This is a genomic window from Nonomuraea sp. LP-02, assembly GCF_036289125.1.
GTDB lineage: Bacteria > Actinomycetota > Actinomycetes > Streptosporangiales > Streptosporangiaceae > Nonomuraea > Nonomuraea bangladeshensis.
Genome location: NZ_JAXCLK010000001.1, coordinates 1,502,931 through 1,521,098 on the forward strand (window position 1 = coordinate 1,502,931; position 18,168 = coordinate 1,521,098).

At 73.0% G+C, this 18,168-nt stretch carries 20 protein-coding genes; 11 read left to right on the top strand and 9 right to left on the bottom strand.

The genetic code is table 11. The features are described from left to right. Positions 1-9: 9 nt before the first annotated feature. The 5 genes from SMD20_RS06960 to SMD20_RS06980 form a co-directional block, all read right to left on the bottom strand. Positions 10-1,284 (bottom strand): ABC transporter substrate-binding protein, encoded by a 1,275-nt coding sequence (locus SMD20_RS06960; RefSeq protein ID WP_329576467.1) that lies wholly within the window; start codon positions 1,282-1,284, stop codon positions 10-12. A gap of 1 nt (position 1,285) precedes the next feature. Further along, on the bottom strand, positions 1,286-2,377 hold the full coding sequence (locus SMD20_RS06965; protein WP_329576469.1) for a branched-chain amino acid ABC transporter permease: 1,092 nt from the start codon (positions 2,375-2,377) through the stop codon (positions 1,286-1,288). After that, a complete protein-coding gene (locus tag SMD20_RS06970) occupies positions 2,370-3,260 on the bottom strand; it encodes a branched-chain amino acid ABC transporter permease (RefSeq protein ID WP_329576472.1) in 891 nt (296 codons plus the stop codon). Before SMD20_RS06970 ends, SMD20_RS06965 begins: the two co-directional genes overlap by 8 nt. Next, positions 3,257-4,027 carry an ABC transporter ATP-binding protein gene (locus SMD20_RS06975; protein ID WP_329592461.1) on the bottom strand — a complete coding sequence of 257 codons (771 nt, stop codon included), beginning with the start codon at positions 4,025-4,027 and terminating at the stop codon, positions 3,257-3,259. Before SMD20_RS06975 ends, SMD20_RS06970 begins: the two co-directional genes overlap by 4 nt. 131 nt (positions 4,028-4,158) lie before the next feature. Further along, positions 4,159-4,938: an ABC transporter ATP-binding protein gene (locus SMD20_RS06980; protein WP_329576474.1), complete on the bottom strand. Its 780-nt coding sequence runs from the start codon at positions 4,936-4,938 to the stop codon at positions 4,159-4,161. 188 nt (positions 4,939-5,126) lie between these two features. Here SMD20_RS06980 and SMD20_RS06985 point away from each other — a divergent pair, with 188 nt between their 5' ends. After that, a complete protein-coding gene (locus SMD20_RS06985; protein WP_329576477.1) occupies positions 5,127-6,323 on the top strand; it encodes a helix-turn-helix domain-containing protein in 1,197 nt (398 codons plus the stop codon). 46 nt (positions 6,324-6,369) lie between these two features. Here the strand turns inward: SMD20_RS06985 and argG are convergent, their stop codons facing one another. Further along, on the bottom strand, positions 6,370-7,818 hold the full coding sequence (argG, locus tag SMD20_RS06990; protein ID WP_329576481.1) for an argininosuccinate synthase: 1,449 nt from the start codon (positions 7,816-7,818) through the stop codon (positions 6,370-6,372). Between the two features lie 32 nt (positions 7,819-7,850). On the opposite strand from argG, the gene SMD20_RS06995 reads away from it, so the two are divergent. Together SMD20_RS06995 and SMD20_RS07000 are read left to right on the top strand one after the other, a co-directional pair. Next, on the top strand, positions 7,851-8,135 hold the full coding sequence (locus SMD20_RS06995; RefSeq protein WP_329592463.1) for a GMC oxidoreductase: 285 nt from the start codon (positions 7,851-7,853) through the stop codon (positions 8,133-8,135). A gap of 55 nt (positions 8,136-8,190) precedes the next feature. Beyond that, a complete protein-coding gene (locus tag SMD20_RS07000; RefSeq protein WP_329576485.1) occupies positions 8,191-10,089 on the top strand; it encodes a DUF2264 domain-containing protein in 1,899 nt (632 codons plus the stop codon). Here SMD20_RS07000 and SMD20_RS07005 read toward each other — a convergent pair. Further along, entirely contained in the window at positions 10,029-10,736 is a 708-nt protein-coding gene (locus SMD20_RS07005; protein WP_329576487.1) for a hypothetical protein, read from the bottom strand. The two genes, SMD20_RS07000 and SMD20_RS07005, sit on opposite strands and share 61 nt — an antisense overlap. A gap of 81 nt (positions 10,737-10,817) precedes the next feature. Beyond that, positions 10,818-11,456 (bottom strand): HNH endonuclease family protein, encoded by a 639-nt coding sequence (locus SMD20_RS07010; protein ID WP_329576490.1) that lies wholly within the window; start codon positions 11,454-11,456, stop codon positions 10,818-10,820. Between the two features lie 154 nt (positions 11,457-11,610). Between SMD20_RS07010 and SMD20_RS07015 the strand changes: the two genes are divergently transcribed. Continuing rightward, positions 11,611-11,907 (top strand): hypothetical protein, encoded by a 297-nt coding sequence (locus SMD20_RS07015; RefSeq protein ID WP_329576493.1) that lies wholly within the window; start codon positions 11,611-11,613, stop codon positions 11,905-11,907. Next, a complete protein-coding gene (locus SMD20_RS07020; RefSeq protein WP_329576495.1) occupies positions 11,907-13,031 on the top strand; it encodes a bifunctional WXG100 family type VII secretion target/C40 family peptidase in 1,125 nt (374 codons plus the stop codon). The genes SMD20_RS07015 and SMD20_RS07020 overlap by 1 nt, the downstream gene beginning before the upstream one ends. Here SMD20_RS07020 and SMD20_RS07025 read toward each other — a convergent pair. After that, positions 13,013-13,966, bottom strand: a complete 954-nt coding sequence (locus tag SMD20_RS07025; protein WP_329576498.1) for a cation diffusion facilitator family transporter — start codon at positions 13,964-13,966, stop codon at positions 13,013-13,015. The genes SMD20_RS07020 and SMD20_RS07025 overlap by 19 nt on opposite strands. A gap of 141 nt (positions 13,967-14,107) precedes the next feature. On the opposite strand from SMD20_RS07025, the gene SMD20_RS07030 reads away from it, so the two are divergent. The 6 genes from SMD20_RS07030 to SMD20_RS07055 all read left to right on the top strand — a co-directional run bounded on the left by SMD20_RS07030 (position 14,108) and on the right by SMD20_RS07055 (position 18,168). Continuing rightward, positions 14,108-15,328, top strand: a complete 1,221-nt coding sequence (locus SMD20_RS07030; protein WP_329576500.1) for a cytochrome P450 — start codon at positions 14,108-14,110, stop codon at positions 15,326-15,328. A 63-nt stretch (positions 15,329-15,391) separates the two neighbouring features. After that, positions 15,392-16,072, top strand: coding sequence for a TetR/AcrR family transcriptional regulator (locus SMD20_RS07035; RefSeq protein ID WP_329576503.1), 681 nt, complete (start codon positions 15,392-15,394; stop codon positions 16,070-16,072). Between the two features lie 360 nt (positions 16,073-16,432). Further along, positions 16,433-16,795, top strand: a complete 363-nt coding sequence (locus SMD20_RS07040; RefSeq protein WP_329576506.1) for an STAS domain-containing protein — start codon at positions 16,433-16,435, stop codon at positions 16,793-16,795. A 112-nt stretch (positions 16,796-16,907) separates the two neighbouring features. Further along, positions 16,908-17,306, top strand: coding sequence for an ATP-binding protein (locus SMD20_RS07045; RefSeq protein WP_329576509.1), 399 nt, complete (start codon positions 16,908-16,910; stop codon positions 17,304-17,306). 102 nt (positions 17,307-17,408) lie between these two features. After that, positions 17,409-17,774: a MarR family transcriptional regulator gene (locus SMD20_RS07050; RefSeq protein WP_329576511.1), complete on the top strand. Its 366-nt coding sequence runs from the start codon at positions 17,409-17,411 to the stop codon at positions 17,772-17,774. 13 nt (positions 17,775-17,787) lie between these two features. Beyond that, a complete protein-coding gene (locus SMD20_RS07055) occupies positions 17,788-18,168 on the top strand; it encodes an STAS domain-containing protein (RefSeq protein ID WP_329576513.1) in 381 nt (126 codons plus the stop codon).

Below are 18,168 nucleotides of genomic sequence, written 5' to 3' on the forward strand. Positions count from 1 at the left end.
GTCCCTGGCTCAGCCCGCCGTGGGGACGGTGTAGCCCTCGGCCAGCTCGGACACGGCGGCCTCCTTGACGAGCGTGGCGCCGCCGACGGCGTCCTTGTCCGGCTTGACGATGTACGACGCGCGCGAGGCGGGCCGGTCGTAGACGCTGAAGTCCATCGGCGTGCCGCCCAGCCCGGCCTCCCACGCCTTCTGCGAGCGGTGGGCCGCGAGGATGCCGGCCCGGCTGAGGTCCTTGCTCTCGCACGCCTTGCGCAGGGCGTCGCCGACGATGACGGCCGCCGTCCAGCCGGCCGCCACGCCGCTGTCGAGCGGCTGGCCGGCGTACTTGGCCCGGTAGTCGGCGATGAGCTTCTGGTACGCGGGCAGCGGCGCGCTGATCGGCGCGCCGGCGGTCACGTAGTAGAAGTCCTTCAGCAGCGCGGGCGCGGCCGGCGTCTCGAGCAGCTGCGGGCTGTAGGCCGAGTTGCTGCCCATGAACGGCACGTCCATCCCGCCGGCCAGGGCCACGCCCACCAGCGAGGCGGCCTGGCGCGGGCCGACCGAGACCAGCACGGCCTTCACCCCCGCCTTCTTGAACGCCGCCACCTGGGCCGTCATGTCCTGGTCCGTCGCCTTGATCTTCTGCTCGACCACGGTGAGGCCGAGCTTGCCGGCCGCGTACGTGGACCCGGCGAGGGCGCTCTCGCCGTAGTCGCCCTCGAAGTACAGGTGACCGATCTTGTCGCCGGACTTCAGTCCCTTCTCCTTCACCAGATAGTCCACGCCGTTGATCATGTCCACGTCGTACGTGGTGCCGGTGACCTGGATGGCCTCGCTGCCGAGCAGCCCGGTCGCCCACGCCATCGGGATGGTGAGCACCTTGTCGGCGTTGATCTTGTCCTTGAGCGCGGTCACCATCGGCGAGCCGATGAACTGCGGGATCGCGGCGGTCTTCGGCGCCACCTCGGCGTAGGACGCCATCGCCTTCTGGGCGTCGTAGCCGTGGTCGCGCACCACGGTCTCGATCTTCCTGCCGCAGACGCCGCCCGCCTGGTTGACCTGGTCGAAGTAGAGCTGCTGGGCCTGGGTGAGGCTCTTGCCGAGGGAGGCGTACGGGCCGGTCAGGTCGGTGAGCAGGCTCAGGGTGATCGTGTCGGCGGTCACGCCGGGACCCGTCTTGACGCCGTCGCCGCCGGTGGCGCTCGCCTGGTCGCCGCCGCCGGTGGCCTTGCCGCTGGCGCAGGCGGTGGCGGCCAGCGCCAGGGTCACGAGCGCGGCCGCGACGGCCTTGCGGTTACTGGACATGTCAGCTCCTGGTCTCAGGGGACGGGGTGGGGTTCGCGGACAGGGGGAGCCGCAGGCCGGACAGCCTCCGGCGCAGCGAGTGGAGCAGGCCGAGCAGCCCGCCCGGCAGGAAGAGCACGACCGCGACCACGGCCGCGCCGTACAGGAGGCGGGCGGCCTCGGCGGGGGAGACGCCGTCGCCGGAGCCCGGCGCGGCCACGAGCGGCAGCGCGTCGCCGTAGCGGGTCAGCAGCTGCGGCAGCAGGGAGACGAAGACCGCCCCGATCACCGCGCCGCCGACCGATCCGAGGCCGCCGATCACGATCATCGCGAGGTAGTCGAGGGAGAGCAGCATGCCGAAGTAGTCCGGCACCGTGCGCTGGAAGACCAGGGCGAGCAGCACGCCGGCGAGGCCGCCGTACATGGACGACAGCACGAACACCCCGGCCCGGTAGCGGGCGACCGGCACGCCCATCACCCCGGCGGCGATCTCGTGGTCGCGGATGGTGTTCATGGCCCGCCCGGGACGGCCGCGCAGCACGCCGCGGGCGAACAGCGCCGCCGCCAGCAGCACCGCCCCGCCGAGGAACCACAGCCGCTCCAGCGCGCCGAACGGCACGTCCATGACGACCAGCTCCGGCGTGTCGGCGAGGACGAAGCCGAACAGCTCCAGGGGCGGCACCGCGCGGCCGTTGAAGCCGCCCGTCACCGGCCCCGCGTTGAACAGCAGGTGCTGGCCGAGGAAGATCAGCGCCAGCGTGGCGATGCCCAGGTAGGCACCCTTGAGCCGCCCGGCGATCGGGCTGAACAGCCCGCCCGCCGCCCCCGACAGGACCACGGCGAGCACGGCGGCGAGCGGCGTGGGCAGGCCCAGGCCGCCCAGCGCCTCCGTGGGCTCGGCGGCGAAGTACACGTAGGCGTAGGCGCCCACCGCCAGGAAGAACGCGTGGCCCATGGAGAGCTGGCCGGTGGCGCCGGTCAGCAGGTTGAGCCCGATCGCGCCGACCGCGGCCGACATCGCGAACAGCCCCGCCTGCAGCCAGAACCCCTCCAGGTAGAAAGGCACCGCCACGAAGGCGGCCAGCACGCCGGCCCTGATCAGATGCCTAGACACGGGCGAGCTCCTTCGTGCCGAACAGGCCGGCGGGCCGCAGCAGCAGGATGGCGATCATGACGAGGAACGGCGCCACGTCGCCGATCCCGCGGCCCAGGAAGGTCAGGTCGTTCTGGTAGCCGGTCATCAGCGCCTCGGTGACCCCGACGACCAGGCCGCCGACCAGCGCGCCCGTCGTGGAGTCCAGGCCGCCGAGAATGGCCGCGGGGAACGCCTTCAACGCCGCGAACGAGGCGCCGCGGTCCAGGCCGGGCGTGGGGAAGACGCACAGGAACAGCGCGGCCACCGCCGCCAGCGCCCCGGCCACCGCCCACGCGCTGAGTGACACCCGGCCGAGCCGCACGCCCATCAGCGCGGCCGTCTCCGGGTCCTCGGCCGTGGCCCGCATCGCCACGCCCCACCCGGTGAACTTGAACGCCAGCAGGAACACCGCGATCAGCAGCGCCGCCGTGACCAGCGCGACCAGCCGGGTCTCGGCCACCGGGACCGGACCGAGGTGCACCACCCGCGACCCCCACGGGTCGCCCATGGCCAGCACCTCGGTGCCGATCCTGCGGGTCAGCTCGGTGGTCAGCACGATGTCCACGCCGATCGTCACGATCGCGAGCACGCTGTGGTTGGCCGCCTTGGACCGGCGGATGACGAGGAACTCCACCAGCGCGCCGAGCACGGCGGCCACGGCGATCCCGGCCAGCAGCGCGGGCCAGAAGCCGATCGCGCCGTGCAGCCGCGCCACCACGTAGCCGCCCGCCAGCAGCAGCGAGGCGTGCGCGAAGTTCACCACCTCGGTCGCCTTGAAGATGACGACGAAGCCGAGCGCGATGAGCGCGTACACGGCCCCGATGGAGATCCCGTTGACGAGCAGCTCCAGGAATGTGATCACGAGCCCTCCTCGGTGCCCAGGTACGCGCCGACGACCTTGGGATCGTTCTGCACCTCGGCGGGCGGGCCGTCGGCGATGCGGCGGCCGAAGTCCAGCACGGTCACCCGGTCGGCGAGGCGCATGACCATGCCCATGTCGTGCTCCACCAGCAGGATCGAGATCCCGAGGCTCTCCCTGACCGAGACGATCAGCTCGGCCATCTCCACCCGCTCGCCGCTGTTCATCCCGGCGACCGGCTCGTCGAGCAGCAGCAGGCGCGGCTCCATCGCCAGGGCGCGGGCCAGCTCCACCCGTTTGCGCACCCCGTACGGCAGCAGCCCGACCGGCGTGCCGAGCAGGTCGCCGAGCCCGACGAACGCGGCGATCTCGGCGACCCTCGCCTCGTGGGCGCGCTCCTCGCGGCGGGCGCGGGGCAGCCGCAGCCCGGCCGCGACGAAGCCGGCGCGGGTGAGCCGGTGCCGGCCGAGCAGCAGGTTGTCGCGCACCGGCAGGCGGGGGGAGAGCGCGATGTTCTGGAACGTGCGGGCCACGCCGAGCGCCGCCACCTCGTGCGGGCGCAGCGCGGTCAGCTCGGCCCCGCCCAGCCGGACGCTCCCGGAGGTGGCCCGGTAGACGCCGGACAGCACGTTGAAGCAGGTGGACTTGCCGGCCCCGTTCGGGCCGATGAGCGCGTGCACCGTGCCAGGCTCGACGGTGAAGCTGACGCCGTCGAGCGCCGTCAGCCCGGCGAAGCGGACGGTCACGTCCCGGACCTCCAGCGGTGGCATACCGCCCGGTCGGTATGTCGAGGCCGCGCCGGATTCCGGGGTCGCGCCCGCGTCCTGGGTCGCGCCCGAGTTCGGGGTCCCGCCCGAGTTTGGGGTCGCGCCCGCGTCCGGGGTCGCGCCTGATGCCGGGGTCACGCCGACCACCTCGACAGCGTCGCCCGCGCGCGGGCCTCGGCCGGCGCCTCGTCGCTGACGCCCAGGTAGCGCCGCCTCACCTCGTCGCTGGCGGCCAGCGCCGCCGCCGGGCCCTCCATCGCCACCCCGCCGACCTCCAGCACGTACGCGTAGGAGGCCAGCGACAGCGCCGTGGCCACGTTCTGCTCGACGAGCAGCACCGACGTGCCCGCCGCGTTGATCGCCCTGATCGTCTCGGCGATCCTGGCGGCCATCTGCGGGGCCAGCCCCAGCGTGGGCTCGTCGAGCAGCAGCACCGACGGCCCCGCCATGAGCGCCCGGCCGATGGCCAGCATCTGCTGCTCGCCGCCCGACAGCAGCCCCGCCGGCTGGCGGGAGCGCTCGGCGAGCACCGGGAACAGCTCGCGCACCCGCTCCCTCGCCTCGGCGGCGGCCCGGCGCGGCGTGCCGAGGCCGCCCGCGCGCAGGTTCTCCTCCACGGTCATGCGGGCGAACACCCGCCGGCCCTCCGGCACGTGCGTGACGCCGCACCGCACGACCGCCGCCGCCGCGAGGCCGGACAGGCGGACGCCGTCCAGTTCGACCGCGCCGCGCGCGATCCGGCCGCGCTGGAACCGGAGCGTTCCCGAGACCGCGCGCAGCAGCGTCGTCTTGCCCGCGCCGTTCGCGCCGAGCACGGCCACGACCGCGCCGGACGGGACCCGCATCGACACGCCGTCCAGGGCGCGCACCGGCCCGTAGTCCACGACGAGATCGCCGACGGTCAGTTCGGCCATACGACTTCCTCCCAAGACCCCATGCCGGCTCACCCAAACCGCTGACGTGCGCCGTCGTCCAGATGCCGGCGGGAAGTCAGGCGGCCTGCCCACCGCGGCCGGGCCCCGGTTGTGCAGCCGCACAACGATGGATCACAAAACGCTACAGAGCCTTGTTCTGGAGCGGAGGGCAATGGCAGCCTCGGGGAATGCGTCCCCCTACGGTCGTGGACGAGGACGTCCGCCAGACGTTGCGCACCGCCGCCGTGGTCCTGCTGGAGCACCTGCCCGAGCTGACCGGCGAGCTGGTCGCCCGCACCCGCGACGGCGACGAGGTGTACTGCGCCTGCGTCCCCTACGACGAGCACTGGAAGAGCACGCTCGAAGGCGTCCGCTTAGGGCTCACCGCCATCCTGCAGCCGCCCTCCGAACGGCGCGACCTGGTCTTCACCGCCAACATGGCCCGCCGCCGCGCCGAGCAGGGCCTGCCCCTGGACTCCCTGCTGCGGATGTACCGCCTGGCCGGTCAGGTCGTCTGGTCGGCGCTCGTCGACCACATGGAACGCGAGCGGCCCGAACGGCTGAGCGTGCTGGTGCGCGCCGCCGGGCACGTCTGGCACGCCATCGACCGGCAGTCCATGGTGGCCTGCGACACCTACAACCGGCGGGAGCAGGAGATACTCGGCCGCAGCAGGGAACGCGTCAACGCGCTGCTCGACGCGCTGCTCGACGGCACCGCCGACGCCGGGGTGGTGCGCGCCGCCGGGGCCGCGCTCGACCTGCCCGAGCACGGCGGCTACGCGGTCGTCACCGTACGCCGCGGCGGCCGGCAGGACGACGCCCTGCTGCCCGAGTCGCTGGACGGCATGCGCCTGCTGTGGCGGATGCGCACCGGGCACGAGGTGGCCGTGGCCGCGCTCGGCGCGGCCGGCCTGGACGACCTGTGCAGGGAGCTCAGCTACGTCATCAGCGGCGTGGCCGGCGTCAGCCCCGTCGTGACCGGCCTGGCCGAGCTGGGGGCCGCCCACGAGCTGGCCCTGCTCGCCATGCGCACCTGCGTGGACGGCGGGCCCGAGATCGCCCGCCTGGACGGCCGGGTGCCGGCCGCGCTCATGCTCACCCGGCCCGACCTCGCCTTCCACCTCCTGGACAGCGCGCTCGGGCCGCTGCTCGCGCTCGACTCCGCCGACCGCGACACGCTGCTGACCACGCTGGAGACCTGGCTCGCCTGCGACGGCTCGGCCGCCAGGGCCGCGGCCCGCCTGTTCTGCCACCGCAACACGATCGTCAACCGGGTGCGCAGGATCGAGCAGCTCACCGGCCGCTCGCTGGCCCGCCCCCGTGACCTGGTGGACCTGGCGCTGGCCCTCGACGCGGCCCGCCTGCTGCCGAGCAGGAACGCGTAGGCCGCGGGGGAACATCCCCCCGCGGCCTACTGCACAGCGCTCACGGTCAGTCGGTGCCGAACTCCATCGCGGCCTGGTCCAGCAGCTCCTCCTCCACCGCGGCCTCGCCGCGCGAGGCGATGGCCTCCGCGCCGCCCTCGTCCATGGCGCCGATGAGGCCGGTCGAGGCGGCCTGCGCCGCGCCCACCAGAGTCGGCTGCCCGCCGCCGACCATGCCGAGCCGGGCGTACTGCTCCAGCTTGGACCGGGAGTCGGCGATGTCGAGGTTGCGCATGGTGAGCTGGCCGATGCGGTCGACCGGCCCGAACGCGGAGTCCTCCGTGCGCTCCATGGACAGCTTGTCCGGGTGGTAGCTGAACGCCGGGCCGGAGGTGTCGAGGATCGAGTAGTCCTCGCCGCGGCGCAGCCGCAGCGTCACCTCGCCGGTGATGGCCATGCCGACCCAGCGCTGCAGCGACTCGCGCAGCATCAGCGCCTGCGGGTCGAGCCAGCGGCCCTCGTACAGCAGCCGGCCGAGCTTGCGGCCCTCGACGTGGTAGCTCGCCAGGGTGTCCTCGTTGTGGATGGCGTTGACCAGCCGCTCGTAGGCGGCGTGCAGCAGCGCCATGCCGGGGGCCTCGTAGACGCCGCGGCTCTTGGCCTCGATGATGCGGTTCTCGATCTGGTCGGACATGCCGAGCCCGTGCCGGCCGCCGATGGCGTTGGCCTCCAGGACCAGGTCGACGGCGGAGACGAACTCCTTGCCGTTGATCGTGACCGGGCGGCCCTGCTCGAAGCCGATCGTGACGTCCTCGGGGACGATCTCCACCTCGGGGTCCCAGAACCGCACGCCCATGATCGGCTCGACGATCTCGATGCCGGTGTCGAGGTGCTCCAGCGACTTGGCCTCGTGGGTCGCGCCCCAGATGTTGGCGTCGGTCGAGTAGGCCTTCTCGGTGCTGTCGCGGTAGGGCAGGTCGTGGGCCAGCAGCCACTCCGACATCTCCTTGCGGCCGCCGAGCTCGTGCACGAAGTCGGCGTCGAGCCACGGCTTGTAGATGCGCAGGGAGGGGTTGGCCAGCAGGCCGTAGCGGTAGAAGCGCTCGATGTCGTTGCCCTTGAACGTCGAGCCGTCACCCCAGATCTGCACGCCGTCCTCCAGCATGGCGCGCACGAGGAGGGTGCCGGTGACCGCCCGGCCGAGCGGGGTGGTGTTGAAGTAGGTGCGCCCGCCGGAGCGGATGTGGAACGCGCCGCAGGCCAGCGCCGCGAGCCCTTCCTCCACGAGCGCCGCCCGGCCGTCGACGAGGCGGGCGACCTCGGCGCCGTAGGCGGTGGCGCGGCCGGGGACGGAGGCGATGTCGGGCTCGTCGTACTGGCCGATCTCGGCGGTGTAGGTGCACGGCACTGCACCCTTCTCCCGCATCCACGCGACCGCTACCGACGTGTCGAGACCACCGGAGAAGGCGATCCCGACTCGTTCACCGACAGGCAGGGAGGTGAGTACCTTGGACACGAGCAGAAGTATATACACACCTCTGCATGTCCATGCAATGCGGCGCGGTGGCGTGGCGGTCAGATTCGTCCAAGAACGAGGTGGCGGGACACGGTTACGGTCACCGCATGGACATCGATCACCTGCTCGGCGGCGCGGCCATGGGGCCGGAGGGCGACGCGGCGGCCGTGGTGGGGGAGGACTGCCGGGTACGCGGCGTCGAGGGGCTGCGGGTCGCCGACCTGTCGATCGTGCCGGTGCCGCTGCGCTCGCCCACCGCGTTCGACGCCATGATGATCGGCGAGCACGCCGCCGCCCTGATCCTGGCCGCGCCGTGACCGGTGCGGCAGTGAGGGAAACCGCTTTCCATCGAACGGCGTAGGATCCCGTTCCATGCCTCTCCCACCCCCTGACCACCGCCTGTCACCCCGCACCGGCTGGACTCGCGCGCACTGGGAGGCCATGGCCGACCGCCTGCTCGACGCCGTGGTCCCGTACGCCACCGACGGCTTCGCCCAGTACCGCCTGCCCGGCGGCCCGAGCCGGTCCGGGCCCGTCAGCGACGGCCTGGAGGGCTTCGCCCGGACGTTCCTGCTCGCCGCCTTCCGCATCGCCGGCGCCGGCGGCGACGTCCCGCCCGCGTTGCTGGAACGTTACGCCGAGGGGCTGGCCGCGGGCACCGACCCCGCGCACCCCTGCGCCTGGCCGCCGCTGACCGACATGTCCCAGCCGCTGGTCGAGGCCGCCTCCATCGCGCTGGCGCTGCACGAGACCCGGCCCTGGCTGTACGACCGGCTCGACCCGGCCGTACGGGAGCGGGTGCTCGCCTGGCTGGCCGGGTTCCTGGGGCGGCGTACGCCGGACAACAACTGGGTGCTGTTCCAGGTGGTCGTCGAGCAGTTCCTGGCGGAGGCGGGCGGCCCGTACGAGCCCGCCGAGATCGCCGCCGGCCTGGAGCGCATCGAGGACTGGTACACCGGCGACGGCTGGTACTCCGACGGCAAGGGCAAGAACTTCGACTACTACACCGGCTGGGCGCTGCACCTCTACCCGTCGCTGTGGGCCAGGATGTCCGGCGATACCGCCCGCCAGGAGCGCTACGCCGCCCGCCTGCGCCTGTTCCTGGAGGACTACCAGCACTTCTTCGCCGCCGACGGCGGGCCCGTGCACCAGGGCCGCTCCCTCATCTACCGCTTCGCGACGGCCGTCCCGCTGTGGCTGGGCGAGCTCACCGGCGCCTCGCCGCTGCCGCCCGGCCGCACCCGGCGCATCGCGAGCGGCGTCCTGCGCCACTTCGCCGAGCGCGGCGCGCCCGACGAGCGCGGGCTGCTCACCTGCGGCTGGTACGCCCCCTTCCCGCCCGGCACCCAGGACTACTCGGGTCCAGCCTCGCCGTACTGGGCGAGCAAGGCGTTCCTCGGCCTGCTCCTGCCGCCGGACCACCCGGCCTGGGCCGCGCCGGAGGAGCCCGCCCCGGTCGACCTCGCCGACCAGGTCGTGCCCGTGCGCCCGGCCGGCTGGCTGCTGCACGCCACCCGCGCCGACGGCGTCGTACGCCTGCTCAACCACGGCAGCGACCGGGACCGCGTCCAGCGCCAGGACGGCGAGCCCGACCCGCTCTACCTGCGGCTCGCCTACACCAGCCACACCGGTCCCGACTTCGCGCCGGACGCGGCCGACAACCAACTCGCCGTCGTGTCCCCGAAGGGCGTCCCCTCCCGCCGCCGCCGCATCGAGCCGCTGGCCGTCGGGGAGCGCGTGGCCGCCTCCGCCTACGGGGACGGGGACGTCCGCGTGGTGACCACCTCGGTCGTGGACGGGCCGGCCGAGATCCGCGTCCACCAGGTCACCGCGCCCGCCGGCCACCTGGTCCGCGACGGCGGCCACGCCCTCGCCGACCGGCTTCCCCCTGTCACGTCCACCGAGGGCGTCCACGCCGTGGCCCGGCGGCCGGACGGGCTGACCAGCGCGGCGCGCGGCCTGCACGGCTTCACCTCCGCCGGCGTCGTCACCGGCGAGGACGTCAACGCCTTCGGCCCGCGCTCGGTCACCCCGTACGTCACCCGCCCGGCCCACCCGGGCGGCACGGCCGTGTACGTCAGCCAGATCCTGCTCACCGCCGCCCCCGGGGAGCCGCCCCTGCCGGAGGTACGGGTGACGGCGGACGAGGTCGTGGTCACCCTGTCCACGGGCGAGCCGGTCCGCGTCCCCCTGACGCAGGCCGGCCGGGGTCAGGAGGCGGCAGGGCTCTCCGGCGGGCTCGGGGCGGGGGAGGACGCCGGGGGCTCGTGATGCCACCTGCCGTGGCCCGCGCCGCCGTCCCCGCCGCCGCCGTAGCCCTTGCCGCCCCAACCCTTGCCCCAGCCCTTGCCGTGCTCGCGGGCCGTGCCCGCGCGGTCGGTGACGTCGCGGACCACGACGGCGGTGGCCGTGCCGGCGTCCACCTTGGCGGCGACCATGACCTTCTGACCGGTCTTGATCGCGTCGGCGCCGTCGCCGCCCCGGTTGATCCGGGTCTCGGAGGTGAGCGCGTACTCCTTGGTGTAGCCGTCCTCGCTCTTGACCGTGACGGAGTCCTGGTCGGCGGCGGTGACGTCGCCGTACTGGGTGGCGATCGTCACGTAGCCGCCGTCCTCGCCGCGGACCACGTACTCGCCGTGCAGGGCGGGGCCACCGAGGCCGGCCCGGTGGCCCCGGCCCCAGCCCTTGCCGTCCGAGGGCGTGCCGGAAGGCGACGGCGACGCGCCGTCACCGGCCGTCGCGGTGGGGGACGGGGACGGGGACGGCGACAGTGCCGCCGCCGTCGCGACCCCCGCTCCGGCGACCAGGACCGCCGCGGTGACCCCGGCCAGCACCAGCGAACGGGGATACCGGCGCCTGGGCGGCTCCTCGCCGAGAACCTCGGCGGTGCTGAAGTCGTCCGGCCCAGAGGTTGTCATCGTGTCCTCCCGATACGGTTCATATGACCACAAGAGTGCACGTAACCCGTTAAGAGCGACGTAAGTGCAGGTCAAGCGGCGTCACCGGCACGTACGCAGCATGTTGAGCAGCGCCACCCGCTCCCTCCGCGTGACGAACAGCCGGTAGTGGTGCTTCACGGTGATCCACGAGGTGGCGTACCGGCACCAGTGGGCGCGCCGCTGCGGCCGCCAGCTCTGCGGGCCCTGGCCGCCCTTGGCGAGGTTCGCGGAGTGGCTGACCGTGATGAGCTCGGGGCGGGTCAGGTCGTTGGCGAACGCCCGCCGCTTCGCCTGGCTCCACCGGCTGGCCCCGGAGCGCCAGGCGTAGGCGAGCGGCACCACGTGGTCCACGTCCACCAGCCGCTCGCTCTTCAGCCACTTGCCGTCGTACGGGCTGTACCAGACCCCCTTGACCGGGTGGCAGGCGGCGTTCCTGCGTACCCGCCGCCCGTCGCGGGCCAGCACCGTCTCGCGCGCGTCGCAGGCGCCCTTGTGGTGCGCCCAGCGCGGCATGAACCGCCGGTGGCTGTACCCGCGGATGGGCAGCGGCCGGGCGACCTTGAGCTGATCCAGCAGGCGACGTGCCCGCGCCGCCGAGCCCGCCTCGGCCGCGGCCGGTGGCGCGGCGGCGACGAGGACGATCGGGACGGTCAGGGACGCGAGCACGGCGGCCTGGGCCGCACGCCTGAAGAAGATCATGGTTCAACCCTTACCAGTAATCACTTGCGCACGGTGCCGATACATCGGTAAGGCGGGCTCGATCCGGCCGGACGGATGCGTCAGATGGGGCACTTGGTGCAAGATGGATCCCGCACCGACGGAGATCACGGCGAACACACGGGGTGAGCTGGCGATGGGCGGGCTAGAAGTCCACTTCCAGGCGTTGGAGGACTGTGCGTCCGTCGCGCTGAGGGTGGGGAAGGAAGCGACCGAGCTGGGCGGCGGCTATCCCACCGGCGCCACCGACTCCTTGATCTTCGGCAAGCTGGCCGACTCCTCCGGCCTGGCCTCCGCCGTCGACGCGATCGAGAAGGAGGCGGGCGGCGAGCTGGGCCAGGCCGGCTCCAAGCTCAAAGGCGTCGAGGCGGCGCTGGACAAGGTGCGGCAGAACGTCCGCAAGGCCAACCAGGCCAGCGGGGCGGACGCCTGATGGGCGTCGCCGAGCAGGTCGCCGCGCTGCCGGACGGCGCCGAGCTGGCCGAGCTGCTGCGCAAGGTCAGCGGCAGCCCCGAGACCATCCGCGGCATCGCCAAGCGGTGGCGCGGCGCGGCCGGCAAGGTCGACGGCTACGCCGGGCGGGTCAGCGCCGCGGTCCGCACCGTCGACAACGCGTGGAACGGCGGGTCCGCGGACGCCTTCGTCACCTACATGGGCGGCTACCAGCGCGCGGGCACGGCCTTCCACCACGCCCTGACCAACAGCGCGGGCGCCCTCGACAACGCCGCCCAGGCGCTGGAGACGGCCAAGTCGAAGGTCGAGGGGATCTGCAACACGCTGCTGGACGACGTGCGCGGGTGGCGGACGGCCCACCCGAAGGCCGACAAGAAGGAGGACGACGCCGCGGTCAAGCCCCTGGTCGCCAAGGCGCTCGCCGACGCCCGGCCGCACGGCAAGGACGCCGAGACGGCCGTGACCCAGGCCATGAAGGACGTCAAGAAGTTCCTGGGCGACTGGGCGTCCCCCGAGACCAAGGCGCCGAGCGACCGGGCGGCGACGTTCGCCGCGATCAAGGCGTCCGGCGACCAGACGTTCGTGCCGGGACCGGGCCACACCGTGAAGTGGGAGCCCGCTCCGCTGCCGAAGACGACCCTGCAGGGCAACGACGGAGGCGGGGGCGGCCCCATGGGCGGAGCCGGGGGCGGACCCGGGGCCGGCTACGCCGGGGACGGCCCGCCGCCGACGCCCCTGCCGTTCGAGAAGGGCACCGCCACCGGCGACCGCATCGTGGAGGCCGTCAAGCTGCATCTCGGCAAGCCGTACGTGTGGGGCGCCAACGGCCCGTCGGCCTTCGACTGCAGCGGCCTCGTCTACTACGTGCTCAACCAGGCGGGCATCAAGATCGGCGACACCACCGCCGCCGGCTACCAGGCGAGCGGCACGCCGGTCAGCACGCCGCAACCCGGCGACCTGGTCTTCTTCGGCAACCCCGCCGGGCACGTCGGCGTCTACATCGGCGACGGCAAGATGATCCACGCGCCGCACGCCGGCTCGACCGTCAGCGTCGGGACCGTCGCCAACGACGGCCGCGCCGTCAGCTACCGCCGCTTCACCTGATCCGGGTCGTCCTGCCGCCGCTCCCGCCGGTCGGCGGGGGCCGGCGAGAGGTAGACGACGGAGGCGATCGGCACCCTCTCGCGGATGCGCCGCTCGGTCTCGCCGAGCGCCTCGGCGACCGCGTCCGACTCCCGGTGGCCGGCGACGGTGACGCGGGCGGCCACGAGCAGGTCCTCGGGCCCCAGGTGCAGGGTGCGGAGCTGGGTGTAGCCGGCGATGACGTCGTCGTCCCTGAGTACGTCCTCGATGGAGCGCTGGATCTCGGGGGAGGCCGCCTCGCCGATGATCATGCTCTTGGTCTCCCTGGCGAGCGTCACCGCCACGATGATCAGCAGGACGCCGATCGCGACCGAGCCGACCCCGTCGTAGACCGTGTTGCCGGTGATCAGGGCGAGGGTGACGCCGATCAGGGCGAAGGCCAGGCCGGTCAGGGCCGCGGCGTCCTCCAGCAGCACCACCGGCAGCTCCGGGGCCTTGGCGTCGCGGATGTAGCGCGTCCAGGACCGGTTCTTGCGCAGCTGGTTGGCGTTGCGGACGGCGGTGCGCAGCGACAGGCCCTCCATGACGATCGCGCCCAGCAGCACCCCGACCGCCCACGGCCAGCTCTCCAGCGGATGCGGGTGGCTGATCTTCTCGTAGCCCTCGTACAGGGCGAACAGGCCGCCGCCGAAGAACAGCACCACCGACACGAGGAAGGCGTAGAAGTACCGCTCGCGCCCGTACCCGAACGGGTGGGCCGGGGTGGGCCCGCGTTTCGAGCGCGACCTGCCGAGCAGCAGCAGCCCCTGGTTGCCGGAGTCGGCGACGGAATGGATGCCCTCGGCGAGCATCGAGGACGAGCCCGTGAAGAGGAACGCCACGAACTTCATCACCGCGATCCCGATGTTGGCCGCCAGGGCCGCCAGGGTCGCCTGCTGGGAACCGCCTCGGCTCACGCCGCCCCCTCTCGATCGGAAGCCTCGCCAGTACCCAGAAGCGCGCGAGAACAACCTGCCCGGTGGCGGGTGGACGTTGCCGGAATAAGATGATCATCTTATATTCGGAGGGTCGGACTCACCGGCTGGAGGGCCAAAGCGATGGCTGACGAGATCCCCGCATTCCCGTTCGACCGCCCCACCGCGCTGGAGCCGCCGCCGCGGCTCGCCGAGCTGCGCGAAGGCTGCCCGGTGGCGCACGTACGCCTGCCGAGCGGCGACGTGGCCACCCTCGTCACGCGCTACGACGACGCCCGCTCCGTGATGGCCGACCCGCGCTTCAGCCGCGACCTGGCCAGGGAGGGCGCGGCCCGGCTGGCCACCACCGAGGACGGCGGCGTGTTCAGCCGGCAGCGCGCCGGCGGTTCCGCCATCCGCGACGGGCAGGGCCACCTGCGGTGGCGGCGGCTGCTCAGCGGCTGGTTCACGCAGCGGAAGATGGAGGTGTGGCGGCCCCGCGTCCAGGCCATGGCCGAGGACCTGCTGGACGCCATGCTCGCCAAGGGCTCCCCGGGCAACCTGACGACCGGGCTCGCGCTGCCCCTGCCGGTGCGCGTCATCTGCGCCCTGGTCGGCGCGCCGCCCGAGGACCAGGACAAGTTCGCGCACTGGTCGCGGGTGATGCTCACGCTGACCGCCTACACGCAGCAGGAGGTCGACCAGGCATACAGCGAGTTCAACGCCTACGTGTCGGACCTCGTCGACCGCAACCGCGCCGATCCCGGCGACGACCTGCTCAGCGAGCTCACTCAGATCAGCGACGCCGAGGACGGCCGGCTCGGCAAGGACGAGCTGATCTCGACCGTGCGCGGGCTGCTGCTGGCCGGGCACGAGACCACCTCCAACATGATCGCGATCATGACGGCCGTGCTGCTGGCCGATCGCTCCCGCTACGAGGCGGTCGTCGACGACCCCGACCTGATCCCGGGGACCGTCGAGGAGGTGCTGCGCCTGGACAGCACGCTGTCCATCATCGGCGGCGTGCCCCGGTACATCACCGAGGACGTCGAGCTGAGCGGCACCGTCGTGCCGGCGGGCAGCACGGTGATCCCCAGCACCACGGCCGCCAACCGCGATCCGGCGAAGTTCCCCGACCCTGACCGTTTCGACCCGCGGCGGCCCAACGTCGCCCAGCACCTCACCTTCGGCGCCGGCCCGCACTACTGCCTGGGCCAGCCGCTGGCCCGCGTGGAGCTGCAGGTCGTGCTCGGCCTGCTGACCCGGCGGCTGCCCGGACTCGGGCTCCGCGACCACCCGTCCGACCTGCGACTGCGTACGGGCGGCATCGCCGGCGGGCTCCAGGAGGTCTGGGTCACCTGGTGAGCAGGCCGCGTCCGTGGTGATAATCGGGGAAAGATTGCACCGAATTCATCATCAAGGACGGTCATGAACGTCAGCACGGCGGTCCCCGCGCCGTCCTCCCGGCCGTCCCCGCGCTCGCTGCGCGCCCGGGACAAGCTCATGCGCACCGCCGAACGCCTGTACGCCGAGCACGGCTTCGCCGGCGTCTCCATGCGGATGATCCGCGAGGCGGCCGGGCAGCGCAACAACTCCGCCGTGCAGTACCACTTCAGCTCCCGGGACGAGCTGATCGTCGCCATCCTGGAGCAGCACGCGGCCGCGGTCGAACGGCACCGGTCCCGGCTGGTGGCCGTACTCGAGGAGCGGGGGGAGGCGTCGCCGCGCGAGTGGATCGCCTGCGTCGTCGAGCCCGGCATCGAGCATCACGTCGAGCTCGGCACCCCCTCCTGGTACGGGCGCTTCCTCGCGCAGGCCATCGTGGACCCGGGGCTGCGCGAGCACGCGCGGCGGGCGTACACCTGCACGCCCTCCTTCCAGCGCCTCGACCGCCTCCACCCGGCGGCCGGGGCCGGGCGGGACGCCGAGCTCACCGAGCGGCACGCGGCCATGATCCGGCTGCTCCTCGTCCACATGTGCGCCGACCTGGAGACCGAGCTGGCCGCCGGGGAGGCCACGCGGGACGAGGCGGAACGGGCCTGGCGGCGGCTCGGCGACAATCTCGTGACCGCCGTCCTCGGCCTCAGCTCCGCCCTGCTCCCCGGCTGAATGCCGCCCTTCATCAACGCCTGGGCGTCGGGTTTCGCTCCGGCGGCCGGGGGAAGGGGCGGCTGACCATGCTCCGGACATCTGCCTTGAACCGCTGCGGAAGCGTGCGTGACGCCGGATTCGGGCGCCATGGCCGCGGCCACCGCGAGGATCGGGCGCGACCATTCGCGGGCCACGAGGAAACATGATTGCCGACGACCAGTGAAGACGATTGCGGGCGAGTCCCTGAAGAGCGGCGCCGGGAGGGGCGTACCGCGGGCGGGTCGCGCCCGCGTAGGCTTTCCGCCAAGCCGCCGCGGGGGTTCCGCGACGGTCCGGACGAGACGTCCGGCCTGGATCATGGACCTTGAGGGGAAAGCGGTGACGGCTCTCGCGATCGAGGTGGAGCGCCGGCCTGGCTACTGGTTGCTGACCCTGAGCGGCGAGCTCGACAGGCAGACCCAGCCCGACCTGTCGCGCGCGTTCGACGAGCTGCTCGGCGGCGCGCCGCACGAGTGCCCGCACATCGTCTGCGACCTGGGCGGCCTGGTCTTCTGCGACTCCAGCGGGCTGCGCGCGCTGGTCATCGCGCAGGAGCGGGCGCGGGAGCGGAGCGGCGGCCTGCGGCTCATCGAGGTGAACGCGAGCATGGCGGCGCTGCTGGAGATCACCCGCCTGGAGGAGCAGCTGCCCGCCTACGACGACCTCGACCACGCCACGAACGGGCTGACCCGTCCGGAATGACCGTCGTGCCGGGCTCAGGAGCACCCGACTGCCTCTCCGGCGGACGGGCGGGCTCATCCTGGACGGATTCGCCCGTGAGCCGCGGCACGCTGACGAGACGGGACATGACACGTTGAGCGACCTGCTCGAACTGAGCCTCCCCACCGGCACGGACCTGGCCGCGGTGCGGGCGGTCCTCCGTGATCACGCCCTGACGTCCGGCATGACGGCCAGACGGGTGGAGCTGCTGGTCCTGGCGGTCAACGAGGCCGTCACGAACGTGCTGGACCACGGAGGGGAGGGCGGCCGGCTCGTCGCCCGCGCCGGCGACCGGGGCATGGTCGTCGAGATCATGGACGAGGGCGGCACCCTCCTCCCCGAGCACCTGAGGCGGCTCCCGGCCCCCAACCCCACGAGGGGCATGGGCCTGTTCATCATCCGCAGCGTCTGCGACCGGGTCGACCTCGACCACCCCGGCGGCCACTCCCGGCTCCGCCTCTACATGGACTACGCCGGTCCGATCGCTCACTGAGCGGCGCGCGGCGCACCCCTCCGGCTTTCACGAAAAACTTTTCCGTAATAGTATTTCGCCAGGACGTGCGCACCCCACCCATCCGCGACCACAGGAGGATCAATGGAGCATGTGCGTTCCTCCCCGGCGGACCGGTCCTGGACGTTCCTGACCAACCACGCCCGGGTGCTCACCGAGATCGCCCGCGATCCCGGCGCGCGGGTACGCGACATCGCGGCCGCGATCGGCATCACCGAACGCGCCGCCCAGAACATCGTGACCGACCTGGAACGCGGCGGCTACATCACCCGCACCCGCGTGGGCAGACGCACCCGCTACAGCGTCGACCCCACCCGTCCGTTCCGCCACCCCGCCGACGCCGCCCACCCGATCGAAGGGCTGCTGTCCCTGTTCACCGACGACCACCCGCCCGGCCAGGAGCGACCGGACGGAGACCCCGACCGCCGCGCCGCCTCTCTTCCGTCGTGACAGGAGCCACCCGATGCCGATGACCACCGACGAATCCACCCGACAGCCGCCCGGCTGGCTGACGGTCCGGGTCGAGGAGCGCGACGGGCACGCCGTGGTGCGCCTCGACGGCGAGCTCGACCTCCTCACCCGCCCGCGGCTCAGCGCCGCCTGCGACGACCTGCTGAGCCGTGGCGTACGCAGGATCGTCATCGACGCGGCCGGCCTGAGCTTCAGCGACTGCGCCGGCCTGAGCGCGCTGCTCGGCGTGCAGCGCGAGGCGCGGCGGTGCGGCGGCTCCCTCCTGCTGACCGGCGTGCACGGCATGCCGGCCCGGCTGCTCGCCATCACCGGCGCCGCCGCCACCCTGCTGCCCGGCGAGGCCACCGGCCCCGCCAGGGCCGCCGGCGAGTGA

Excerpts from the sequence above, each read along its gene's own strand:
- SMD20_RS06985 (WP_329576477.1), top strand. The coding sequence starts at position 5,127 with ATGCGTCCCCCTACGGTCGTGGACGAGGACGTCCGCCAGACGTTGCGC.
- SMD20_RS06980 (WP_329576474.1), bottom strand. The coding sequence starts at position 4,938 with ATGGCCGAACTGACCGTCGGCGATCTCGTCGTGGACTACGGGCCGGTG.
- SMD20_RS07010 (WP_329576490.1), bottom strand. The coding sequence starts at position 11,456 with ATGATCTTCTTCAGGCGTGCGGCCCAGGCCGCCGTGCTCGCGTCCCTG.
- SMD20_RS06960 (WP_329576467.1), bottom strand. The coding sequence starts at position 1,284 with ATGTCCAGTAACCGCAAGGCCGTCGCGGCCGCGCTCGTGACCCTGGCG.
- SMD20_RS07000 (WP_329576485.1), top strand. The coding sequence starts at position 8,191 with ATGCCTCTCCCACCCCCTGACCACCGCCTGTCACCCCGCACCGGCTGG.
- SMD20_RS07050 (WP_329576511.1), top strand. The coding sequence starts at position 17,409 with ATGGAGCATGTGCGTTCCTCCCCGGCGGACCGGTCCTGGACGTTCCTG.
- SMD20_RS07020 (WP_329576495.1), top strand. The coding sequence starts at position 11,907 with ATGGGCGTCGCCGAGCAGGTCGCCGCGCTGCCGGACGGCGCCGAGCTG.
- SMD20_RS07015 (WP_329576493.1), top strand. The coding sequence starts at position 11,611 with ATGGGCGGGCTAGAAGTCCACTTCCAGGCGTTGGAGGACTGTGCGTCC.
- SMD20_RS06995 (WP_329592463.1), top strand. The coding sequence starts at position 7,851 with ATGCAATGCGGCGCGGTGGCGTGGCGGTCAGATTCGTCCAAGAACGAG.
- SMD20_RS07030 (WP_329576500.1), top strand. The coding sequence starts at position 14,108 with ATGGCTGACGAGATCCCCGCATTCCCGTTCGACCGCCCCACCGCGCTG.
- SMD20_RS06975 (WP_329592461.1), bottom strand. The coding sequence starts at position 4,027 with ATGCCACCGCTGGAGGTCCGGGACGTGACCGTCCGCTTCGCCGGGCTG.
- SMD20_RS07055 (WP_329576513.1), top strand. The coding sequence starts at position 17,788 with ATGCCGATGACCACCGACGAATCCACCCGACAGCCGCCCGGCTGGCTG.
- SMD20_RS07035 (WP_329576503.1), top strand. The coding sequence starts at position 15,392 with ATGAACGTCAGCACGGCGGTCCCCGCGCCGTCCTCCCGGCCGTCCCCG.
- SMD20_RS07005 (WP_329576487.1), bottom strand. The coding sequence starts at position 10,736 with ATGACAACCTCTGGGCCGGACGACTTCAGCACCGCCGAGGTTCTCGGC.